At 47.0% G+C, this 21212-nt stretch carries 19 protein-coding genes and 1 tRNA gene; 11 read left to right on the forward strand and 9 right to left on the reverse strand.

Annotated elements, in window-relative coordinates:
* The first annotated feature begins 207 nt into the window (after positions 1 to 207).
* On the forward strand, positions 208 to 2937 hold the full coding sequence (locus GLV81_RS08225) for a hypothetical protein (protein ID WP_157478446.1): 2730 nt from the start codon (positions 208 to 210) through the stop codon (positions 2935 to 2937).
* Positions 2938 to 3025: 88 nt separating this feature from the next.
* Here the strand turns inward: GLV81_RS08225 and GLV81_RS08230 are convergent, their stop codons facing one another.
* The gene (locus GLV81_RS08230) at positions 3026 to 4450 is read right to left on the reverse strand and encodes a glycoside hydrolase family 125 protein (protein ID WP_157478447.1); all 1425 of its coding nucleotides are present in this window, start codon (positions 4448 to 4450) and stop codon (positions 3026 to 3028) included.
* 203 nt (positions 4451 to 4653) lie between these two features.
* Here GLV81_RS08230 and GLV81_RS08235 point away from each other — a divergent pair.
* Positions 4654 to 4724: transfer RNA gene (locus tag GLV81_RS08235), tRNA-Gln, on the forward strand.
* 120 nt (positions 4725 to 4844) lie between these two features.
* Here the strand turns inward: GLV81_RS08235 and GLV81_RS08240 are convergent.
* Entirely contained in the window at positions 4845 to 6026 is a 1182-nt protein-coding gene (locus GLV81_RS08240) for a T9SS type A sorting domain-containing protein (protein ID WP_157478448.1), read from the reverse strand.
* A gap of 51 nt (positions 6027 to 6077) precedes the next feature.
* Positions 6078 to 7694: a hypothetical protein gene (locus tag GLV81_RS08245; protein WP_197429034.1), complete on the reverse strand. Its 1617-nt coding sequence runs from the start codon at positions 7692 to 7694 to the stop codon at positions 6078 to 6080.
* A 282-nt stretch (positions 7695 to 7976) separates the two neighbouring features.
* On the opposite strand from GLV81_RS08245, the gene GLV81_RS21710 reads away from it, so the two are divergent.
* From GLV81_RS21710 to GLV81_RS08255, 3 genes are read left to right on the forward strand one after another with little or no spacing between them, the layout of a single operon-like run.
* On the forward strand, positions 7977 to 8354 hold the full coding sequence (locus GLV81_RS21710) for a lipoyl domain-containing protein (RefSeq protein WP_246186319.1): 378 nt from the start codon (positions 7977 to 7979) through the stop codon (positions 8352 to 8354).
* A complete protein-coding gene (odhB, locus tag GLV81_RS08250; protein ID WP_246186373.1) occupies positions 8275 to 9195 on the forward strand; it encodes a 2-oxoglutarate dehydrogenase complex dihydrolipoyllysine-residue succinyltransferase in 921 nt (306 codons plus the stop codon). Before GLV81_RS21710 ends, odhB begins: the two co-directional genes overlap by 80 nt.
* A gap of 53 nt (positions 9196 to 9248) precedes the next feature.
* Entirely contained in the window at positions 9249 to 10400 is a 1152-nt protein-coding gene (locus tag GLV81_RS08255; RefSeq protein WP_197429035.1) for an RsmB/NOP family class I SAM-dependent RNA methyltransferase, read from the forward strand.
* Positions 10401 to 10456: 56 nt separating this feature from the next.
* Here GLV81_RS08255 and GLV81_RS08260 read toward each other — a convergent pair whose 3' ends face one another.
* The 3 genes from GLV81_RS08260 to GLV81_RS08270 form a co-directional block, all read right to left on the reverse strand.
* Positions 10457 to 11224, reverse strand: coding sequence for a hypothetical protein (locus GLV81_RS08260; RefSeq protein ID WP_157478451.1), 768 nt, complete (start codon positions 11222 to 11224; stop codon positions 10457 to 10459).
* Positions 11225 to 11315: 91 nt separating this feature from the next.
* On the reverse strand, positions 11316 to 12419 hold the full coding sequence (gene mnmA / locus GLV81_RS08265) for a tRNA 2-thiouridine(34) synthase MnmA (RefSeq protein ID WP_157478452.1): 1104 nt from the start codon (positions 12417 to 12419) through the stop codon (positions 11316 to 11318).
* Between the two features lie 122 nt (positions 12420 to 12541).
* The gene (locus GLV81_RS08270; RefSeq protein ID WP_157478453.1) at positions 12542 to 12982 is read right to left on the reverse strand and encodes a pepsin/retropepsin-like aspartic protease family protein; all 441 of its coding nucleotides are present in this window, start codon (positions 12980 to 12982) and stop codon (positions 12542 to 12544) included.
* A gap of 177 nt (positions 12983 to 13159) precedes the next feature.
* Between GLV81_RS08270 and GLV81_RS08275 the strand changes: the two genes are divergently transcribed.
* The 3 genes from GLV81_RS08275 to pepT all read left to right on the forward strand — a co-directional run bounded on the left by GLV81_RS08275 (position 13160) and on the right by pepT (position 17555).
* Positions 13160 to 13594, forward strand: a complete 435-nt coding sequence (locus GLV81_RS08275; RefSeq protein WP_157478454.1) for a single-stranded DNA-binding protein — start codon at positions 13160 to 13162, stop codon at positions 13592 to 13594.
* An 88-nt stretch (positions 13595 to 13682) separates the two neighbouring features.
* Positions 13683 to 16259: a M14 metallopeptidase family protein gene (locus GLV81_RS08280; protein ID WP_157478455.1), complete on the forward strand. Its 2577-nt coding sequence runs from the start codon at positions 13683 to 13685 to the stop codon at positions 16257 to 16259.
* Positions 16260 to 16304: 45 nt separating this feature from the next.
* Positions 16305 to 17555: a peptidase T gene (gene pepT / locus GLV81_RS08285; protein WP_157478456.1), complete on the forward strand. Its 1251-nt coding sequence runs from the start codon at positions 16305 to 16307 to the stop codon at positions 17553 to 17555.
* A 29-nt stretch (positions 17556 to 17584) separates the two neighbouring features.
* Here pepT and GLV81_RS08290 read toward each other — a convergent pair whose 3' ends face one another.
* From GLV81_RS08290 to trxA, 3 genes are all read right to left on the reverse strand, one after another.
* Entirely contained in the window at positions 17585 to 18124 is a 540-nt protein-coding gene (locus GLV81_RS08290; protein ID WP_157478457.1) for a DUF4190 domain-containing protein, read from the reverse strand.
* Between the two features lie 23 nt (positions 18125 to 18147).
* Complete coding sequence (locus GLV81_RS08295) at positions 18148 to 18675, reverse strand: hypothetical protein (RefSeq protein WP_157478458.1); 528 nt, start codon at positions 18673 to 18675, stop codon at positions 18148 to 18150.
* An 85-nt stretch (positions 18676 to 18760) separates the two neighbouring features.
* Positions 18761 to 19078 carry a thioredoxin gene (gene trxA, locus GLV81_RS08300; RefSeq protein WP_157478459.1) on the reverse strand — a complete coding sequence of 106 codons (318 nt, stop codon included), beginning with the start codon at positions 19076 to 19078 and terminating at the stop codon, positions 18761 to 18763.
* Between the two features lie 219 nt (positions 19079 to 19297).
* Here trxA and GLV81_RS21195 point away from each other — a divergent pair, with 219 nt between their 5' ends.
* From GLV81_RS21195 to GLV81_RS08310, 3 genes are read left to right on the forward strand one after another with little or no spacing between them, the layout of a single operon-like run.
* Positions 19298 to 20215 (forward strand): amidohydrolase family protein, encoded by a 918-nt coding sequence (locus GLV81_RS21195; RefSeq protein WP_197429036.1) that lies wholly within the window; start codon positions 19298 to 19300, stop codon positions 20213 to 20215.
* On the forward strand, positions 20176 to 20580 hold the full coding sequence (locus tag GLV81_RS21200; RefSeq protein WP_197429037.1) for an amidohydrolase family protein: 405 nt from the start codon (positions 20176 to 20178) through the stop codon (positions 20578 to 20580). The genes GLV81_RS21195 and GLV81_RS21200 overlap by 40 nt, the downstream gene beginning before the upstream one ends.
* Positions 20581 to 20611: 31 nt before the next feature.
* A complete protein-coding gene (locus GLV81_RS08310) occupies positions 20612 to 21025 on the forward strand; it encodes a hypothetical protein (RefSeq protein WP_157478460.1) in 414 nt (137 codons plus the stop codon).
* Positions 21026 to 21212: the final 187 nt, after the last annotated feature.

Genomic DNA, 21212 nt, shown 5'->3' on the forward strand with positions numbered 1-21212 from the left:
ATGAATACCCGCATGCTGTTGATTAATATGTGCTGCATTCTTCCGTTTCAATAGTACAGTATTCATAACAGCGGCATGAACTCCACATGCAATTCCTGCATTTATCAATTCTAATCAGGCATACCGCCAATTCATGTGCAGCAGTTCTTAAGCAAGGCATTCCATATTGGCACGTGGGTTTAGTTTGGTATTTCGAAACCGTACTTTATGACAAAAAGAATTTCTGCTGAAACCCTTCGTTTATTATTGGTGTTGCTATTATTTGTGCTGTCTTTTTTCTTGAAGGCACAGCCAGGACCTTCGTGGAGAAGTGTTGGTACTGCAGGGTTTAGCAGTGGCAATGCAGATTATACAGCTATTGCTGTAAGCCGGACAGATAGCACTGTATATGTGGCATTTAAAGATGTTGCGAATGGCAACAAGGTTACAGTTATGCAAAGTACAGGAGGGGCATGGTCGGTGCTGGGCAGTGCTGGCATCAATGCCGGCGCTGCCGATCACATTGCGATTGCTACATACAACAACAAACCGATTGTTGCTTTTAAGGATTATTCATATGGTGGCAGGTTGAGCATCATGCGCTGGAGTGGTAGTGCGTGGAATTATGAAGGAACAGCAGGTGCACAAAGTGCCGGCGCTGTTGGTGACGTAAGCATTACAGCAACCGGCATGATTGATATTTTTTATGTAGCCTACACCGACCAAAGTTTGGGTAATAAAGTAATGGTGAAAAAGAAGAGTAGCACAGCAGGTGCCTTTACAGATATAACTGCTGGGGCAGGCATCAGTGCTGCCGGGGCTCATTTTGTAGAAATCGCCAGTGCAGATATTGCTCGTCCTTATGTTGTGTATACAGACTCTTCGGTGGGCAATAAAGCAACGGTTAAATATTACAACAACAGTAGCTGGAGTACACCCGGCGGCACAGCAGGTATTACTCCTGCTGCTGCAGCACATTGCGATATTGCAGTAGACATGGCCGGACTGCCAGTAGTGGTATACCGCGATGCCAATGCCAGCAACAAAGCCAGTGTGATGAAATGGAATGGTACTACATGGGCCCAAGTTGGTGCTGCTGGTTTTACACCTGGCACTGCCGATTTTAATAGTATTGATATTGATGCTGACAACAGACCTGTTGTAGCCTTTCGGGATGGGGCCAACAGTAGCAAATTATCGGTACGAACTTTTAATGGGAGTGCTTGGGTGGTTTTAGGTACAGCTGGTATCAGCAGTGGTGGCGCAGAATTTGTGAGCATGGTTTCTGCTGGCGGATATGGTCCGTTTGTGGTGTTTAAAGATGCAGGAGCATCCGGTAAAATTGTTGTATCCACGTATGGATGTACGTTGCCATCGGCGCCTGTTGTATTGCCTGCGAATCCAAGTTTTTGTGCTGGCAATCCCGTTATTCTATCTACTTCTGGCCAAACCAATACCACGATGCGTTGGTATCAGGTGCTGGATAGTACAAGAATGGATAGTGTTGGCGCATCAAGGTTTGTCAGTGGTATCAATGCATCCAGTGTTGACATAGAAGTGGGAAAAACGGGAGATATATTTATAGCGGTGGTGCATTTGTATGATTTACTTGTATACAAGCGAACAGGTAATACATGGACATTACTGGGTAATGCACCAGCGAACACCAGCGTCGGGCAATTTGATATGGCTATTGATCCTATTAGCAATCAACCATACGTTGCTACTGTGCAAGCCATTCCTACAAAGCCATTGGATTTTTTTCGATTCAATGGAAGTGCTTGGGTTGCACTCGCTTCATTAAATGAGGGTAATGTAAATGAAGTGGAAATTAAATTCAATAATGGCGGCATTTTGTATGAAACGCATGCTTTTTTGTGGGGCAATGGTTCGAGATATGTTTCCTTGAACCGCTATACCGGAACAGGTTGGGAGAATTTGGTACAGCCGGCAAATGCATCATCCAAAACAGCTACCAATACATCTTTGGCCTTTACCAACGATGGAGCTCCGGTGGTGGCACATGTGGGCGGTGGCGTTCATTTTTCTACCATACTAACACAGGACAATAGCGGTTTAGCTGATTGGGCAACCAAAACCATTACCACTACTAGCTCACTAAAACCAGAAATCATCATCAATGAAATGAATGAGGTATTTATAGCTTATCGTGAAGCGACCGCTCAGAGCGGCAGATTGGTCGTTGTAAAAAAGAATGGTATAGCCGCTGATACCAGCAATGGGTGGACCGTGCTTGGCGGTGGGCCGGTGAGTGTGGGTACATCCGAATGGCATGATATAAAAATTGATAATGATGGCACGTTGTATGTAGTGTACGCCGATGCAGGGTTGGGTAGCCAGGCGCAACTAAAAAAATGGACAGGCTCTGCTTGGGTAACTGCAGGTGTAGCCAATTTTTCGGCCGGTGCCGCCACCGATGTTAAGCTGGCTTTCGATGCCAACAATCAGGCATTGGTGATTTATGTAGATGCAGGCTTACAAGGCAGAGCTACATTGCTGTTGCCAGAGAAAAAGTTTTTGGCTACATCCACTCAGCGGCCTGTAAATATGGCTGGAAATTATTTTGTAACTGCAGTGGCAGGTTGCAAAACCAATGTACTCTCCAACATGGTAGCCGTTACTCAAACCTCTACCACCAACACTTGGACAGGCGCCGTGAGTACATTTTGGACAGATGCTGCCAATTGGGGATGTGGCCGTGTGCCCGACTCCAATGATGATGTAATTGTGCCTGCTGGTATTCCAAATAATTTCTTTCCCATTGTAACGGCTGGCACTACGGGCAATACCAAAGCATTAACCATTATGCCGGGTGCAAAAATTACCATCAACAGTACAGGCACCCTTGTGGTTACTAAGGAATTAATCTTGCTGGGCAACGCCCGTATTGATAACAAAACAGGTGGAGTGGTGCAGGTTACCGCAGGCGGAAACTAGGTATTGTACAATCAAATAAAATCCACCTCGTGGGTGTATTAAATCATGGCAACAGTTTGTTTGCCATGATTTTTTTGAGCACACGCAATTATTTATTCAGTAAATGTGGTTTCCTGCGGTACATCTTCCAGATAAATTCACCAAACATACTATTGGCCCAGGCAAACCATTTGCGGGTAAATTTCGTGGGATCGTCTTTGTGAAAACTCTCATGCATGAAGCCGGTGCCGGCATGTGTTTTTTGCAGCAGCTCGATGCATTTTTTCATCTCTGCTTCATCGGTGCTGGTAAGGCCACGCACAATGATGCTCATGGGCCAAATCATATCTAAACCGGTATGCGGGCTGCCAATGCCTTCGGCAGCTGTGCCCGAAAAGTAAAATGGATTGGATGCCGACAAACAATATTTTCGGCTATTGTCCCATACGGTTTGGCGGGTGCTGGCAAACATGTTTTCGCCGAGGTAAGGAATGCTGAGCAAGCTGGGCATGTTTGCATCATCCATGAGGTTGCAGCTGCCGAGGCCATTGGTTTCATATACCCAAATATTGCCAAAGGTTTGGGTAAAGACGATGGCGCTATCCCAGAGCACTTTTGCTAATGAATTGCCCATTTCAAAAGACTGACGGGCCAGTTCTTCATCGCCAATGGCTTTGGCAATATCAGTGAGCCACTCCAATGCAAAAACTGCAAACCAGTTGGAAGGAATCAGGTAGGGGAAGATAGTAGCATCGTCGCTGGGGCGAAACATAGAGCAAATCAAACCATTGGGTTTTGCCGGATATCCATAGCCGCCCAGCGGTACGCCATCGGTAGCCCAGGAGGTTGTCCGCTGAAATGAATAGGGCCCTTTTCCGTCGAAGCGTTGCTGCTCTTTGAATGTTTGTATTACCAGGCGCATGGCTTGCCGCCAATCGGCATCAAAGGCGGTTAAATCACCGGTTTGTTGCCAGTAACCGTATGCCAACCGGATAGGGTAGCAAAGGCTGTCAATTTCCCATTTGCGTTCGTGTATGCCAGGTTGCATTTTGGTGAGGTCGCTTTTCCATTCACTCACCTTATTCATGTCTTTAAAAAATGCGTTGGCATAAGGGTCGAGCAGTATGCATTTTGTTTGCCTGTGAATGACGCCCTTAATGAGCATTTGCAGGTTTGGATCTTCTTTCAGCAGGGGCAGGTAAGGCCACACTTGAGCCGAACTGTCTCTCAACCACATGGCATCTATATCGCCGGTAATCACATAGGTGTCTGGCTTTCCGTTGATCATTTCAAAATCAACCGTGGTATCCAGGGTATTGGGAAAGCAATTGTGAAACAACCATCCGAGTTCTTTATTACTGCTGTTCTTCTGTACTGCTTGAATTACTTTTTCAACCGCTTCGCTGGTAAAATGCCGGGCACCGGGTGCTACCCGTACATCCGCAAAATCATTGCTTTGACCAAAGCCATATTTCGAAACAATAAATGCTGCGCCGGTGAGTGTAGATTGCTGTAAAAATGTTCGCCGTTTCATACTACTGTGTTTCAGTTGTCAATTCAATACTATGCTTCGCTAAGGCATTGTAAAAGAACGAACTAAAGCGGAATGCAGTATGCAATGCTTCTGCACAATCATTTGCAGCGGGCAGAAAAAAAGTGGCAGAAATTTTTAAAAATCAGAGAATCATTTTTGGGTCGAATAAATCTGGCGCCTATTTTTGCGCTCCAATTACGGATTGACCCATGGTGTAACGGTAGCACTACAGATTTTGGTTCTGTCTGTTAAGGTTCGAATCCTTATGGGTCAACAGAAAAGTCAGCTTTGAAAGCTGGCTTTTTTTATGTCCGTATTTCACCAGGTTGAAAGAAAAAAAAGAAGCCCGAGCAAAATGCCCGGGCCTCGTTGAAACTATTGGTACGACTGAAAATTAATTGATTTTCGACAATTTCAATTGGTAAGTGAAACCTTCACCAATCACTTGAACGTTGTAGTCGCCAGAAGCAAGATCTGCAACGTTGATGTCTTGCTGGTTGATGCCTTTTACAAACTGAGCATTGATTTGGCGAACCATTTTGCCGGTTACATCACGAATGATGATACTGCCTTTGCCAGCGGCATCGGCATCTACCACTACTTTGGTTACATTCTTTACAGGGTTAGGAAACAGCTGAACAGGAGTGCTTTTCTTCACATTGTTCAGGTTCTTAACGTTACTGTAGGTCAGTTCGCCGTTTTTGTCTGTTTGCTTAATGCGATAGTAAACCAGGTTGGCACCCAGTTTTGTAATGCCAGCATCTACTGTTTCGTAAGTGTTGGTGGTTTTGCCATTTGCTTTGGCATCTACTTTGCCTATTGTTTTAAACACCCGGCCATCTGTACTCCGTTCAATTTCGAAGTAGCGGTTGTTTTCATCGCTTTCTACTGTCCAGTTGAGTTTGGCATCATCCCCATTTTTCAGGGCGAAGAAAGAGAGGAATTTAACGGGGAGAGAAACAGCTCCAACTCCAACATAGGAACTACACTGACTGAAAGCGTCGTTTGGACCTCCGCAATTTGATAAAAGTGGGTCAGAAGCAATATTGCTATAGAACGGGGTGCTATAACCAGAATGTTCGTTACCACCGGGTGCAATGTAATTGTAGTCGAAGCCTGTACCGCCATTTGTAACGTTCAAAAGTTTTACAAGACTGGTTGCGCCTGGTGCTCCACCGTCAAAGGTTACAGAGGCTATTGTGACCTCGGTGTTTACTGGGAAGTTTACGCTTCCAGTACTGCCCAAACCATTCCAGGCAAAAACGCTATCTGTTCCAAATTTACTCCGAAGAACATCTGTAAAGGTTTGGCCAGCGATTGGAGAAGCGATGGAAACTGATATACCAGATAGAGAACTAGGTAACGCGATACAAAGCGTAAGATTACTGCTACCAAGAATACCAGATATGGCAGATGCTGAAGTATTTTTGGCTTTAATTAATACCTGATTTTCCTGTGCTGGATTTTTTTCTATGGTGAATTTAATGTTTCCTGTTTGTGCAATTGTGAATGAGGAAGTGAAAACAATAAAAGCAGGGATTAATGAAAGTAACTTATATGATAATATTTTTTTCATGACGAGGGAATTAAGTTTTCGTGTTTGTGAAGAGTTGAGACTTGTAATTTATCAGTTCGGTTTCACTTCTGTACGAATGGTACTTGGGGCACTTGCTAATGGGGTAGAGAGTATATAAGAAGCATCGTTCCCTGACCCGCTATATGTAACCCTTCTATTGAAATTTACATCGCCTACTGAATAAATATTATTAAGGTTTCCTGATGCGTTACTTGAAAGTATTGATGAAAGAATATAAGATGCATCATTACCAGAACCGCTATAAGAAACCCTTGTGTTTTGACTGGAATTACCAGCAAACAACATATTTCTTGAACCGTCATTAAAATAACTGCTGTTTGCTGCGCCCATTAATGAAGCTGAAGAAATCGTGGTCAGATTTAGTGTTGACGAAGCCAAAGAAAGAGTTGGCGTAAATGATGCTGGGTTGGTGTAGATACCAATGTGGTTTCTATGTCTTATGCCTACACTAAAATTACCTGCATCGACATTTTTAAAATAAACCGGACTAACACCGTCTATATCTACAATGTCACCATCTCTTTGAATTAATGCAGATCTTGTTTGTAATACAGTATTACCAGATGTTGAATTGTTTCTAAGCTCAAGAAAAACCCAGTCTACTATATGGTCATTGGGATTTGCCAAATGGTTCAATACACTACTGTTGATTGATTCAGCGACAAGATTGTTTACATGAGTAAAGTTTGTAGACAAAGGAGCTGTTCTATATGGATCAGAGGTAGGAATTAAGTTATTACTACTAGCATTACCAGGAGTTTGTGTTACATCCGTTGACCGTAATGCATCACTCATGAGACCAGTACCGCTATTGAACGCTCCCTGCAAAAACACTTTAGGACTAACCAACACAAAACGGTTCATGGCATACAAATCGCCAGTGTTGCCACTCATTGGCGCAGTTACAGTGTTTCCGGTGTTGTCTTGGCTGCTGCCCAAGGCCCAGTTGCTACCATCGTAGGTCATGGCACGCATGTCAGCTTCTGTACCCGTTACATCAGATGGATCAACGTAAGTACCCACAGTGGTAACCGTTGCGCCAGTGATACCGCTCCGGTTCAAAGACCAATAGTGATTCAGAAAATCAGAGGTGCGGGGGTGTTTTGCAGGGTGGCCGCCGCTAACTGCACGACCGCCAACAAAAGCGCTGCTATAACTGCCACCAGTCACCTGGAATTGCAATGGCGTAAAATCGCTACCCAAACCAACAGGCAAAGACACTGTGCCTGCTGCGGTCATTTCTTTACGCAGCTCACCTGTACCATTGGTTTCTACAAATCTACCAGTACCTGCGCCTGCAAAAGAACCAGCATTGGCCATCGTCAAATTGAAATTGCCTAATTGCAGCTTGCCCGTTGTAAATGTGAGTATGCCATCTACACGACCAGCGCCAGCCATTACCACGTTGGCCGCATTGTCAATTTCAAGATTGGGAACGCTAAAACCATTGAGGTTTAAGCTTTGGAGTGATGTGCCCTTCATAAGCAGTTTGCCTGAACCGGAAATGTTGGCACTGGCGGTTACATCGCCTTGTACCGTTACGGTTGCTCCTGCATCAATGAAGAAAGTGGCACCATTTTGTACAACAAGCTGGGCTTGTGCCGAAAGTGAGAGTAGTGCTACTCCTACTGTGAGTAATTGTTTCATAATCAGTCGTTGAGATAATAATTTCATTCTAAAGGTAGTACGTACAAGTTGAAATGGGAAGCTTTTTAATGAATTGTGTTGAAATGTTTATTAAATGGTACTCCTGAGCCAACAAATGGGATTTGTGTACACAAATATGCAATCATTATGCCACTTTACTTATCATGCTAAACAGTGATTTTTTGTAGAATTTATACGTCTTTTTTTCTCATTCCGTCAATATTTAGCGTCTGAGGTTGACCTTTTTTCTTCACCTTTGCCCACCTAAAAACGGAAGCTCGAATGGCATTAGAAATCAAAGTTCCATCGGTTGGCGAAAGCATTAATGAAGTAACCCTGGTAAAATGGCTGAAGGCCGACGGCGCCTGGGTAGAACGAGATGAAGTATTGGCTGAACTGGAAAGCGAGAAAGCCACTTTTGAAATCAATGCCGAACAGGCAGGTGTGCTCAAGCACATTGCCAAAGAAAACGATACCCTGTTGATTGGCGACATTGCCTGCTCTATCGACACTGCCGCTGAGCGGCCTGCCGGTGCGGAAGCGCCAGCAGCAGCACCAGCCGCGACTAAAGAGGCAGCACCTGCTTGCTACAGCCGAACCTGCAAAACCTGCTGCCGATGTAAAAGCAACACCCGTAGCTGCGGCCATCATTGCCGATAAGCAGGTGAATCCAGCCAACGTGGTGCCCTCTGGTGCCAATGGCAAAATCTATAAGCAGGATGTGTTGGCTGCATTGCAAAATCCCGGACGTGCTCCGCAAACAGTAGCTTTTGGCCGCAACGACCGCCCCGAAAAAATGAGCAACCTCCGCAAAACGGTCAGCCGCCGTTTGGTGGAAGCCAAGAATACCACGGCCATGCTCACCACGTTCAACGAGGTGGACATGACCCGCATTATGGAACTGCGCAAGTTGTACAAAGACGGATTCTCTAAAACACATGGCGTCAACTTGGGCTTCATGAGCTTTTTCACCAAGGCTTGTAGTTACGCCTTGCAAGAATGGCCTGCTGTAAATGCCTATATCGATGGCGATCAGATTATTTACCACGACTATTGTGATATTTCCATTGCCGTAAGTGCCCCCAAGGGATTGGTGGTGCCAGTCATCCGCAATGCGGAAAGCCTGAGCATGGCCGACATAGAAACGAAAGTAGTGGAACTGGCTACCAAGGCCCGTGAAAACAAACTGACCATTGAGGAAATGACCGGTGGCACTTTCACCATTACCAACGGTGGTGTGTTTGGCAGCCTCATGAGTACGCCCATCATCAATATTCCACAGAGTGCTATTTTGGGCATGCACAAAATTCAGGAACGCCCAATGGCTATCAATGGAAAGGTAGAAATCCGCCCCATGATGTACCTGGCACTGAGCTACGATCACCGCATTATCGACGGACGAGAGTCAGTAAGCTTCCTGGTACGGGTAAAAGAGCTACTGGAAAATCCCGAGTTGTTGCTGTTTGGCAAAGACCCGGTAAAGACTTTGCTCGAACTCTGATTGAATCATCTTTTCATACAATGCCGGAAGCTCTCCGGCATTTTTTTATATCTATGAGCCGATACCATAGCTACTGGCAAAGCGCCAGCAAAGTGATTGAGAAATATGATGGCAAAACGCCATTGGCCATTCACCTGAAACAGTTTTTTGCTGCTAACAAACAAATGGGCAGCAAAGACAGAAGAACGGTACAGCAATTGGTATATCAGTTTTACCGATTGGGCAAATGGCCGGAGCCATTGAGTGTAGCCGATCGCATTTTGCTGGCAGCACAATGCATGCCGGAGCAAAATGAAGCCTGGCTGCAAGGGGTAGAAAAAGTGCCTGCAACAGCAGTTACTGAACAGTTTACAGAAGAGCAGTGGTTGAATATTTTTCCCAACGAACCTGCTGTGAGCAATGGCATAACTGCAGCAGCGTTAGCACAATCTATGCTCCGTCAACCACATTTATTTGTGCGGGTGAGGCCGGGTTTTCAAGGCAAGGTAAAGGCTGCGCTGGAAAAGCATGGCATTGAAGCCGTGTGGCTAAGTAATGAAACAATACAACTGCCCAATGGCGCCAAGCTGGATGATGTGTTGAAACTCAATCAACAGGTAGTGGTGCAGGATTACAGCAGCCAGCGAACAGGCCAAATCATTGCGCAATACTGGCCATCAAAAGGAGAGAAGCATGTACTGGCATGGGATTGCTGCGCAGCCAGTGGCGGCAAGTCTATCATGCTTTATGATCAGCTGTCGCCGGTTACACTTACCGTGTCGGATATCAGGGATAGCATTATCAGCAATTTGAAAGCCCGTTTTGCTGAAGCAGGCATGCGTAACTATCAGGTATTTGTGGCCGATGTTGCAGCGCCATTGGCAGAGCATTTACACGACAAATTTGATGTAGTGATTGCCGATGTACCCTGCAGTGGCAGTGGCACCTGGGCCCGTACGCCAGAGCAATTGTATTTCTTTCAGCCCGGCCAGGAATTGCAGTTTCAACAAAAGCAAAAAGCTATTGCCAGCAATGTACTGCAAGCCATAAAACCTGGTGGCTTATTGGTGTACATTACCTGTTCGGTATTTGCTGCAGAAAACGAAGCAGTAGTTGAAAGTATTGCCGCAAAACCCGGTATGCAATTGCTGCACAGCGAACTCATCAACGGTATCGAACATCAGTCTGATAGCATGTTCATTGCTGTGTTGAGGAAAGGGAAATAGTGTTTGAAGGTTGGTAGGTTGAAAAGTTGACAAGCAGGTCAATCCCCTATGATTTGTTAGTTATGGTCGATGTAGGTCAACACGATACGATAGCTGCCGTCTTCCCAATAACCAGCTCTTGAATCGGGCGGGGGCACAGGTGGCTGCCATACTTTGTGGTCAAAGTTTTTGTATACCAATCCAATGCCTTCTGCATATACTTCAATGCTGTAATTCCACTGTTTGTAAAATGAGGCATTGAATGGTCCTTCGGGCAACACCTCATCTCGTTGCAACACTGTAATCGTGTTGGCAAAGGTTTTGCCACCTACGGTAAAAGGTTGCCCTACATTTTGATAGCCATATTCCCAATCCGCTAAATATCGAACGGGAGAGTTGATGGAAGTTGCATCAATAAAGCTGTTGCCCTTCCACATAAATCCTTCCTGAATGGGGAAACGCAACTTCATAAATCGAAGGTTGTTTTCATTCCATTCTACCCAGTCTTCGCCCACAGGCGTGGCCGAAAAAGTATTGTTGGGAATATAAGCACTGGTACCTGCGAGATTGCTGATACTACGAAAAACCCGCCAGGCTTTTCGGCCGAGGTTATCGGTAATTTCAGCATCATAAGTATCTCTTACCCGATAGCTACGAACCGTAGTGTCGGCACCAAACTGCGTGAGCAGCGTACTGTCTATTCTGTAGGTGATGTACTTGCCTGCCTGCATGGGAAAGTAATCGGCGAGTGCCGGACTGCTCATGTCGATGTTCTTGCTGCCGCAGCTACTGATAGCCATCGAGCCCAGCAAAAACATCAACAATATAAAGCAGTTAGTTTTCATGCAGTGAGGTATAAACGCTGGCACAAGTCTATTTGTTATTGAGCAGCATTTCAAAAATAAAAGATTGCAGCACCGATTGCGTGGCAAGTTATTAATACCGCTGAATAATGCCGCCGCCAATCACATCGTTGCCTTCATAAAAAACGGCGCTTTGTCCCGGGGCGATGCCTTTTACATCTTCGTAAAAACGCACTTTTATTTTGCCGTCTTCATTGAACAATTGACTGATTGCCCCCTGGTCTTTGTAGCGGATTTTGGTAATGGCTTCCATGCCATCGGTTACGCCGTCGTACTTCAGCCAGTTTATTTTTTGCACCAGCATTTCTGCCCGGTTCAGGTCGGCTTCATCGCCCAGTACCACGGTGTTGGTATCGGGGTCAATATGGGTAACATAGGCGGGTTTGCCCAAGGCAATATCCAAGCCTTTGCGTTGGCCGATGGTGTAAAATGGATAGCCTTTATGCTGGCCTAGTTTTTTACCGGTTTTATCTACAAACCAACCGCCGGCTACTTTTTCTTCCAGCCCGTCGATGCGCCGTTTCAAAAAACCACGGTAGTCGTTGTCGGGCACAAAGCAAATTTCGTAGCTCTCTGCTTTTTTGGCCAGTTCGGGGTAGCCATAGTCCTCAGCCATCTGGCGTATTTCCGACTTGCGGTAGCTGCCCAATGGCAGCAGGGTACGGCTCAGCAAATCTTGCTGCAGGCCCCACAGTACATAGCTCTGGTCTTTTGTTTCATCCAAACCTTTGCTGATGTAATAGCGGCCGTTGGTATGCTGGTGAATGTTGCCATAATGGCCTGTAGCAATGAACTCACAATCCAGCGCATCGGCCCGCTTGAGCAGTGCCCGCCATTTGATGTGGGTGTTGCACATCACACAGGGGTTTGGCGTACGGCCCGCCATATATTCCTCCACAAAGTTTTCGATTACAAAATCGCCAAACTCCTCACGAATGTCGAGGATGAAATGCGGGAAGCCATGCTGCACCGCGGCCATTCTTGCGTCGTTGAAACTGTCGAGATTGCAGCAGCCGGTTTCTTTTTTACCCTTGGTGCCGGTGCCGCTGCTGGCATAATCCCATGTTTTCATGGTTATGCCTACTACTTCGTAGCCCTGTTCGTGTAGCATCAGGGCAGTTACTGTACTGTCGATGCCACCACTCATGGCCACCAGTACTTTTCCTTTTTTACTCATGTTTTAAGCTGTACGAGCCGGGTTCATAGTCCGGATACAGGCGGCAAAAGTAGCCATCTGCCTGCAATTGGCATTATCGCATGCCGGAATTAGGACAGGCTTTGCAAACCATCGGGTACCCTCTAGAAGTTTACTGCTTCTAAAATAAACTGGTTGGCTGGTCCATCGAAGGTGAACTTACAATACTGCAGCACATCACGGCCAATCACCCCATCATAAGGGCTTTGGCTGTAATCACCGGCTATCAGGTCGAGGGGCAAACCCTTTTGGCCAAAAATATCGAGGAAGAGAACAGCCCTGTACAAGCCAAGGCTGTGTTTGCCGCCAACACCATCTACCTCAGCAGGCGCTTCGTACTTGGGCAGTTTGAGTTTTTGCACAATGCTGTAGTCTACCCCGGAAATATTGGAGCCGGTGTCTACCAGCAAATTCACTGGAATGTGTGGTTCGTAACCACGGTTGTTTTTGCTGGAAAGGAAGCTCAGTTCGTCGGCATAAATTTCTCCTTTGAACAATGGACCATGCCAAAACAGGTTGTGTTGGGATGTAGTAGATGCTTGCATAATTGGTTGTACAGTACAAGATACTCAGCCACTTACGCCCATGGATGAATTGTGCAATGTTTAGGAGGCAAAAGCTAAAAAAACATGCCTCATTGTTGATTTTTACAAGGCGGCTCCCATTAACTTTAATGTTCGCAATACATTATTAGTAAGTTTTTTAAAAATTCAGGTAAACGTATGATTAAGCTTCAGGCAATTGGCAATCTGGGCAAAGACGCTCAGGTAAATCAGGTAAATGGCAAAAACGTTATCAACTTTACTGTAGCCCATACCGAACGCTACCGCGACAGCAGCGGTGGGCAAAAAGAAAAAACCACCTGGGTAGAATGTGCCTACTGGACAGACAGAACTGGTGTTGTACCTTATCTGAAACGGGGTGCACAGGTATATGTAGAAGGTACACCTGAAGTTCGCCAGTTTACTCGTACCGATGGTACCGCCGGCGCTACACTTTCATTGCGGGTGTTGAGCTTGCAGTTGGTGGGTGCCCGTGCCGATCAGCCGGGCAATGGCGGTGGCCATGATGCAGCACCCATGAGCAGTGGCTCACACAGCGCTTCATCGGCACCAGCTCCCATGGAAAATGATTTGGGTGATGACCTCCCATTTTAAAAAAAGGTTCATTATCAATAGCAAAACCCTTCCACTTCGGAAGGGTTTTGTACTTTTTGCCGCCTAATACTTTCAATTCGTTTTTGCTATGAGAAAACTGTTTGCCTTTTGTTGTGGCCTGCTGCTGTTGTCATTGGCGACTACAGCACAGCCGCTGAGTTATTACCTGCCCGATAGTGTTCAATACGACCCCGCCGTGCCTACGCCTGCCAGCGTCATTGGCCACGAAGTAGGCGAGTGGCACGTAACCCACGATAAGTTGGTGATGTATATGAAAGCACTGGCTGCTGCCAAACCCGACAGGATACAACTCAAGGTTACCGGCACTACTTACGAAGGGCGTCAGCAATTGCTGCTCACTATTTCATCACCTGGCAACATGGGCCGCATTGAGCTGTTGCGCCAACAGCATTTGCAGCTACTCAATCCTGTTACCTCCGCCAACCTCGACACCAAGGGCATGCCGGCGGTAGTTTTAATGGGCTACTCCATTCATGGCAATGAAAGCAGTGGTAGCAATGCCGCACTGCTGGCTGCCTATTATCTGGCGGCAGCCAAAGGCCCGCAGATTGATGACTTACTGAGCAACACCATCATTTTGCTTGATCCGTCTTTCAATCCCGATGGCCTCAACCGCTTTGCTACCTGGGCCAACCAGCACAAAAGCAAAAACCTGGTGGCCGATCCGCAAAGCCGCGAATACAACGAAGTATGGCCCGGTGGTCGTTTCAACCATTACTGGTTCGACCTGAACCGCGACTGGCTGCCGGCAGTACACCGCGAAAGCCAAAACCGACTCAAATATTTCCACGATTGGAAACCCAACATTCTTACGGACCATCATGAGATGGGTAGCAATTCTACCTTCTTCTTTCAACCCGGTGTGCCCAGCAGGGTGCATCCGCTTACGCCGGTAAAAAACCAGGAACTCACCGGTAAAATTGGTCAGTTTCATGCCCGTTTTCTCGACCGCATTGGCAGCCTCTATTTTACCAAAGAAGGCTACGACGATTTTTACTACGGCAAAGGCAGCACCTTCCCCGATATGCAGGGCGGTATTGGCATATTGTTTGAGCAAGCCAGCAGCCGCGGTCACGTGCAAGAAACGGACAACGGATTGCTGACATTTCCTTTTACCATCCGCAATCAGTTTGTAACAACCTTGTCAACGCTGGAAGCAGCTAAAAATCTGCGGGTTGAGCTGCTGAATTATCAGAAAGAATTTTACAATCAAATGATTAAAGATGCCGCTGCATCTGCGGAAAAAGCATTTGTGTTTGGTGATAACAACGATCCGCAAAAGGGACTCATTTTGGCGCAAATGCTTACCCGTCATGGGGTAGATGTGTTTGGCTTGAAAAGTGATGTATCTGCCGGTGGGCAAAGCTTTGCCAAAGGCAAGGGCTTCATTGTTCCGGTGCCTGCGCATCAATACAAGCTGGTGCGTACCGTATTTGATAAGCAACTGCAATACACCGACAGTTTGTTTTATGATGTAACCACCTGGACCATGCCTATGGCCTTTGGTGTTCCATATGCCGGCCTTACGGCTGCACAACCGCAACTGCAGGGTGATAGAGTAATGCTTACTGGTACTGTGCCTGGCGTAATAGAAGCCGGCGAAGCCAGCTATGGCTACCTGCTCGACTGGAAAGCGTTTGAAGCACCCAAAGCTTTGTGGAAATTATTGCAGCGGGGTGTGCAGGCCAAGGTGGCTGGTAATACCATGCAGTTTAATATGGGAGACAGCCTGCGCAATTTCGACAGAGGCACCATCATTATCCCACAGCAAACACAAAATTTGAGTGCTGCTGAATTGAAGAAAGTGATTGCAGATGTAGCGGCCAGCTGTGCTGTAACGTTTACGCCTTTACGCACAGGCAATGTAACCGCAGGCAGCGACTTGGGCAGCCGCTATATGCAAAAGGTAAATACTCCGAGTGTGGCTATGTTGGTAGGCACAGGTGTAAGTGCCACCGATGCTGGCGAAGTGTGGCATTTGCTGGATCAGCGCATGGATATGGGTACTACACATTTGGATGTGGCACAGTTTAACCGGGCCGATCTCGACCGTTACACAACGCTGATAATGGTGAGTGGCATGTACAGTGCTATCAATAAAGACAAACTGAAAGCCTGGGTTGATGCCGGCGGTGTGCTTATCGCCTGCGAAGATGCCGTGAGTTGGCTGGCCGATAATGGCTTGGTAAAAGCAGATATGAAAAGGGTAGCACCAGCTGTAGACAGCCTGATGAAACCCAACTATTTTGCCAAAGAACAAATTGATGGGGCACAACGCATGAATGGCGCCATCTTTCGTGCTGAGCTTGATGTAACACATCCGTTGTGCTATGGCTACAGCGGCAACACTGTTGATCTGTTTAAAACGAATAATGTATTTCTGCAAATTCCAAAGAACCCATATGCTACGCCGGTGAAGTATGGCAGCAACCCATTGCAAAGCGGTTACATCACCCGCCAGAATTATGCCGCATTGAAAAACTCTGCTTCAGTTATGGTGCAAACAAGTGGTGCAGGCCGCATTGTACTCATGGCAGACAATCCAAATTTCCGAGCTTTTTGGCTGGGTGCCTCCAAGCTCTTTATGAATGCCATTTTCTTTGGCAGCAATATTGATGCTGCATCGGCAAGGGCGGGTGAATAAGCCGCCCGGCCTTGTACATTTGCGACAGACAAAAACAGAAAGTATATGCGGACAGCACAGGAATATAGTGTAGCTGAAAGATTGATCAGGTATGTGCAGGTAGATACCCAAAGCGACCCCAACAGCAGCAGCTTCCCCAGTACGGAAAAGCAGAAAGATTTGTCGGCCATACTGGCAAAAGAGCTGCAGGCCATGGGCATAGGCGATGCACATATGGATGAGTACGGTTATGTGTACGCTACCATTCCTGCCAATGTGGAGCATGATGTGCCGGTGATTTGTTTTTGCAGCCATTTAGATACGGCGCCGGATTGCAGCGGCACCAACGTTCGGCCCATGCTCCATCGTCAATACGATGGACGTGACTTGATATTGCCTGACGATCCTACGCAAATTATTTCGCCCAAAGCATACCCGTATTTACAAAAGAAGATTGGCGACGACATCATTACAGCCAGCGGTAGTACTTTATTGGGAGCTGATGATAAAAGCGGTGTTGCTGTCATTATGGACATGGCGCAATACCTGATGCAGCATCCAGAGCTCAAACATGGTGCTATTAAAATATTATTTACACCCGATGAAGAAGTAGGACGTGGCACTGCAAAAGTAGATTTACAAAAACTGGGTGCACAATTTGGCTACACGCTGGATGGTGGGGAAGCCGGCGATTTGGAAGATGAAACCTTTAGTGCCGATGGCGTAGAAATAGTGGTACATGGTGTAAGTGTGCATCCCGGCACAGCCAAGGGCATTTTGGTGAATGCGTTGAAAGTAGCTGCTGCTATTCTCGACCGATTGCCCAAAAACGAATGGAGCCCCGAGACCACTGAAAAGCGGGAAGGCTTTGTGCATCCGGTACAACTATCGGGTATTGCTGAAAAAGCATCCATCCATTTTATTGTTCGAGATTTTGAAACGTATAAGCTGGCCGAGCATGAAAATCGGTTGCAGCAAATAGCCGAACAAGTTGTGGCGGAGTTTCCTGGTGCTACCATGGATTTTGTGGTAACCGAGCAATACCGCAACATGAAAGAAGTATTGGACAAACATCCGCAGATTGTAGCGTTGGCAAAGCAAGCTATTGAAGCCAATGGACTTACTGTGAAAACAGAAGCCATTCGTGGGGGTACCGATGGTAGCCGCCTGAGCTTTATGGGATTGCCTTGCCCCAATATTTTTACCGGTATGCAAAACCTGCATGGCAAGCACGAATGGATAAGTGTACAGGACATGCAAAAAGCATCAGACGTGTTGGTAACGCTGGCGCAGTTGTGGGCAAAGCCCAATGCATAATGCTTTTTAGAAAAGGGTGACGAGTACCATCAGTGCCACCAAAAAAATACGATGCCCAGGCCGCCGGTAATCATGCCAGCGACACCAGAGGCAAAACCACTGCCTTTGCGATTGTTGAATGATTTGGCACGGCTAACCGCAATGATACCTGTGATAATAGCGCCAGGCCACAGGAGTAATGTGAGCACAGATACATAGGGAATAAACATTACCACAATACCGGCAATACCCATTATCATACTCCAGTTGCCCAGCGTTTTGTTGCGCTGCATGGCAGCATCAGCTTCCGGGCTGAGTGTGGGGTCTATAAACAGTTGATAGACTTTAAAAATGCGTTTCTCTTTTTTGCTGAGTTTTCTGCCGACAAACGATTCGAAGCCCGCCAAAGTATAGGCAGCTTTTTCTGCCTTCAGATACAATTGTATTTGCTGTACCGTTTCCTGTACCAGCGTGGCTTTGTCTTTTTTGGCTGGCACAAATCCGGCTGCGTTGACATCGGCATTGAAAGCAAACAAGGCGGCTATAATACAACCGATGACCAGCCATTTGGAAGAAAAGAAACGTTGCATAAAGCTGAATTAGTGGTATAAGCTTATACGGTGGTGAGTGGCTTGTAGCGGCTGGCCAGCCAGCTTTGAGCAGCAGGCACCATCCACTTGTTCAACCAGTCGGCCTTGGTTTGTACCAGGTTATTAAAGTAAATGGTATCGGGGGAAATAAAGCCTTTTTCGATACCGTATTGCAACTGGTGTACGGGCAGCATTTCTACCTTGCCTTTTACCAAAAATGCCAGCGACAAACGGTCGAACATATTTACCCGAAAACGTTGTTCTATTTCTTTGACCATGCGTACCGAACTATCGGTGCTGCAACCGCCCACCGTGGTGGCACTTTCATCGGCCATAATCACCAAAAACTGACCGAAGAATAAATTGGCGTAACCCTTCACCGGGGCGCCATGACTTTTCCAGTTGGCTACAAAATCTTCCAGCATTGGTTCTACCTGCAAGGCTTCGCTCATCATGAGCATGCGGTTGCACTGATAAATCCACACACGGCTGTTGTCGGCAAAATCGGCCGGCACCAGCTCTCTCCACGTATCAAATATTGTTTGCTCCATAGCTGCAAAATAAAGCAACCTGTCATCAAATTGGATGATGACAGGTTGCTGTGCTAAAATTTAACCCGATACAATCGGGACTTTCTTACATGTGTTGCTCAATCTTCTTCACGAAGTTTGACTTGGGCTGAGCACCTACCAGTTTGTCTACCACCTGACCGTTTTTGAAAAACAGGATGGCAGGAATAGAAGTGATGCCGTAGTTGATGCTTACTTCAGGGTTGTGGTCTACGTTGAGTTTGCCCACCTGAATTTTACCGGCGTATTCTTTGCTCAGGTCTTCAATTACTGGACCGATAGCACGGCAGGGGCCACACCATTCTGCCCAAAAATCCACCACAGTCAGTTTATCACTTTCGAGCACGTCTTTCTTAAAAGCGGCATCGGTAAATTCTAAAGCCATTGTATATCCTTTTTTTGATTGGTTAGAAATGTTCGTAGAGAGAAAATCAAAAATAAAGCCATTTGAAATTTTCTGCCATTTGGCTTTTCCACGAAAGGTGCACAGGTCATTTGCCTGCCAGTTGGGCATACAATTGTGAAGAGCCTGTGAAGGAAAAGGGTGAAGGGCCGTGGCGGATTGGCACCCAATGGCTAATTTGTCAGCCTAAATTGTACTAACATGAGCCAACGCTGGTTCCGCTTGTTTTTCTTCCTGATGCTGGGCTTGCATACGGCGCATGCACAAACAGCTACAGATACGCTTCGCCTGCTGGTGCCCGACCGGGTGTGGGATGGCGAACAAATGCATACCGGCTGGGTGGTAGCCGTGCAGGGCCATCTCATTGTATATGCCGGGCCCAAGGCCGGTTTTTCCGCAACAGCTATTGGCAAAGCACCGCTGCAAACCATTTCCTTAGCAGGTAAAACCCTGCTGCCGGGTTTGATAGAAGGGCATTCACACCTGCTGTTGCACCCGTACAACGAAGTAAGCTGGAATGAGCAGGTGCTGGAGGAGTCGGCGGCAGAACGCATTGCCCGTGCCGTCAATCATGCCCGTGCCACGCTGATGGCGGGCATTACCACCGTTCGGGATTTGGGAACGGAAGGCGCCAACTACGATGATGTGGGCCTCAAGCAAGCCATTGATAAAGGCGTCATTCCCGGACCCCGCATGCTGGTGGCTACCAAGGCCATTGTGGCCACCGGTAGCTACGGACCCAAAAGCAAATCGGCTGATGTAGATTATCCCAAAGGAGCTGCTGAAGCTGATGGCGTAGAAGGACTGACCAGAGAAATACGCAGCCAGATAGGCAAGGGGGCCGATGTGATAAAACTCTACGGCGATTATTACTGGGGGGTGGGCCGCACTGCCCGCCCCACGTTTACGCAGGAAGAATTGTCGGTGGCTGTGGCCGTAGCTTCCAGTGCCGGCCGGCCCGTGGTGGTGCATGCCGTTTCCCCCGAAGCCATGCGCCGGGCTACACTGGCAGGTGTGGCTACCATAGAGCATGGCGATGATGGCGACCTCGCCACTTTTCAATTGATGCAACAAAAGGAGTGGCGTATTGCCCCACACTTGCCGCCAGCGAATCGATAGCGCAATACCGCGGCTGGAAAAAAGGGCAGGAGCCCGAGCCGGTATCCATCACTAAAAAGCGACAATCATTTGCCGCTGCCTTGCAGTCTGGCGTGGGCATTGTGTTTGGCGGCGATGTGGGCGTATTTGCCCACGGCAGCAATGTGCAGGAGCTATTGCTGATGGCCGAATACGGCATGCCCATACCACAAGTACTGAAAGCGGCTACTGCCGGTAATGCCGACTGGTTGCAACTGCCCAACCTCGGCCGCATTCAAACCGGTAAGTGGGCCGATATCATTGCTGTAGCCGGCAATCCTTTGGAGAACCTGCAAGCCCTGTACCAGGTGCAGCTGGTGATGAAAAATGGGGTTCGGTATAAGTGATAATTTCATGTTATTAGCGAAAAATAAAATCATGAAAAATCTCACACTCATAACGCTGCTGTTAATGCTACACTCACTTGTATTGTTTGGTCAGAGCAAAGTGGTTGATGACCCGGGTGATGGACCGAAATGGATATCCAAAAAATCATTCGGCACGATGCTACATGAAAGGTTTAAGGATTCGATTCCGGGATTGGATAGTATGCGTTTTGAAATAGTTGTAGATAAAAACGGACATGCTCAAAAGGTGGTATTTATGGAAGATTATTTTGCGCCAAAAGTCTTACCAGCAAATCTGGCGAAGCTTTCTGCATTTATTAAGTGCTGTATGCAATGGGAACCGGCATGGGTACCGACTAAAAAAGGAAAGAAGAGATTTGACTGCGCTGTTTTTGAATGGGTAAATTTTGAATTTATCAACAGTAAAATTCCAGCGTCAAATTAATCATGTTGATTTCGGCATTACGGTTGTTATCACCCGCAATGCTTAAAATCTACATCAATTGCTGTTGGTGAAAACACCAACAGCGGTGTTCTCCATGTCACGCAACGTCCCCTACGGGAGACGTTGCTGGGAAACGTTCCCTGCAACACCACTTCCACCCACAAAAAAAGGATGACTCTCGCCATCC

Source organism: Phnomibacter ginsenosidimutans (genome assembly GCF_009740285.1).
GTDB lineage: Bacteria > Bacteroidota > Bacteroidia > Chitinophagales > Chitinophagaceae > Phnomibacter > Phnomibacter ginsenosidimutans.

What these genes read in the sequence shown, in the direction of transcription:
- GLV81_RS08260 (WP_157478451.1), bottom strand. Translation starts at nt 11,224, where the DNA reads ATGAAAACTAACTGCTTTATATTGTTGATGTTTTTGCTGGGCTCGATG.
- GLV81_RS08275 (WP_157478454.1), top strand. Translation starts at nt 13,160, where the DNA reads ATGATTAAGCTTCAGGCAATTGGCAATCTGGGCAAAGACGCTCAGGTA.
- GLV81_RS08245 (WP_197429034.1), bottom strand. Translation starts at nt 7,694, where the DNA reads ATGAAACAATTACTCACAGTAGGAGTAGCACTACTCTCACTTTCGGCA.
- GLV81_RS08270 (WP_157478453.1), bottom strand. Translation starts at nt 12,982, where the DNA reads ATGCAAGCATCTACTACATCCCAACACAACCTGTTTTGGCATGGTCCA.
- GLV81_RS08280 (WP_157478455.1), top strand. Translation starts at nt 13,683, where the DNA reads ATGAGAAAACTGTTTGCCTTTTGTTGTGGCCTGCTGCTGTTGTCATTG.
- GLV81_RS08225 (WP_157478446.1), top strand. Translation starts at nt 208, where the DNA reads ATGACAAAAAGAATTTCTGCTGAAACCCTTCGTTTATTATTGGTGTTG.
- GLV81_RS08255 (WP_197429035.1), top strand. Translation starts at nt 9,249, where the DNA reads ATGAGCCGATACCATAGCTACTGGCAAAGCGCCAGCAAAGTGATTGAG.
- pepT (WP_157478456.1), top strand. Translation starts at nt 16,305, where the DNA reads ATGCGGACAGCACAGGAATATAGTGTAGCTGAAAGATTGATCAGGTAT.
- GLV81_RS21195 (WP_197429036.1), top strand. Translation starts at nt 19,298, where the DNA reads ATGAGCCAACGCTGGTTCCGCTTGTTTTTCTTCCTGATGCTGGGCTTG.
- GLV81_RS08310 (WP_157478460.1), top strand. Translation starts at nt 20,612, where the DNA reads ATGAAAAATCTCACACTCATAACGCTGCTGTTAATGCTACACTCACTT.
- GLV81_RS08230 (WP_157478447.1), bottom strand. Translation starts at nt 4,450, where the DNA reads ATGAAACGGCGAACATTTTTACAGCAATCTACACTCACCGGCGCAGCA.
- mnmA (WP_157478452.1), bottom strand. Translation starts at nt 12,419, where the DNA reads ATGAGTAAAAAAGGAAAAGTACTGGTGGCCATGAGTGGTGGCATCGAC.
- GLV81_RS08240 (WP_157478448.1), bottom strand. Translation starts at nt 6,026, where the DNA reads ATGAAAAAAATATTATCATATAAGTTACTTTCATTAATCCCTGCTTTT.
- GLV81_RS08295 (WP_157478458.1), bottom strand. Translation starts at nt 18,675, where the DNA reads ATGGAGCAAACAATATTTGATACGTGGAGAGAGCTGGTGCCGGCCGAT.
- GLV81_RS08290 (WP_157478457.1), bottom strand. Translation starts at nt 18,124, where the DNA reads ATGCAACGTTTCTTTTCTTCCAAATGGCTGGTCATCGGTTGTATTATA.
- GLV81_RS21710 (WP_246186319.1), top strand. Translation starts at nt 7,977, where the DNA reads ATGGCATTAGAAATCAAAGTTCCATCGGTTGGCGAAAGCATTAATGAA.
- trxA (WP_157478459.1), bottom strand. Translation starts at nt 19,078, where the DNA reads ATGGCTTTAGAATTTACCGATGCCGCTTTTAAGAAAGACGTGCTCGAA.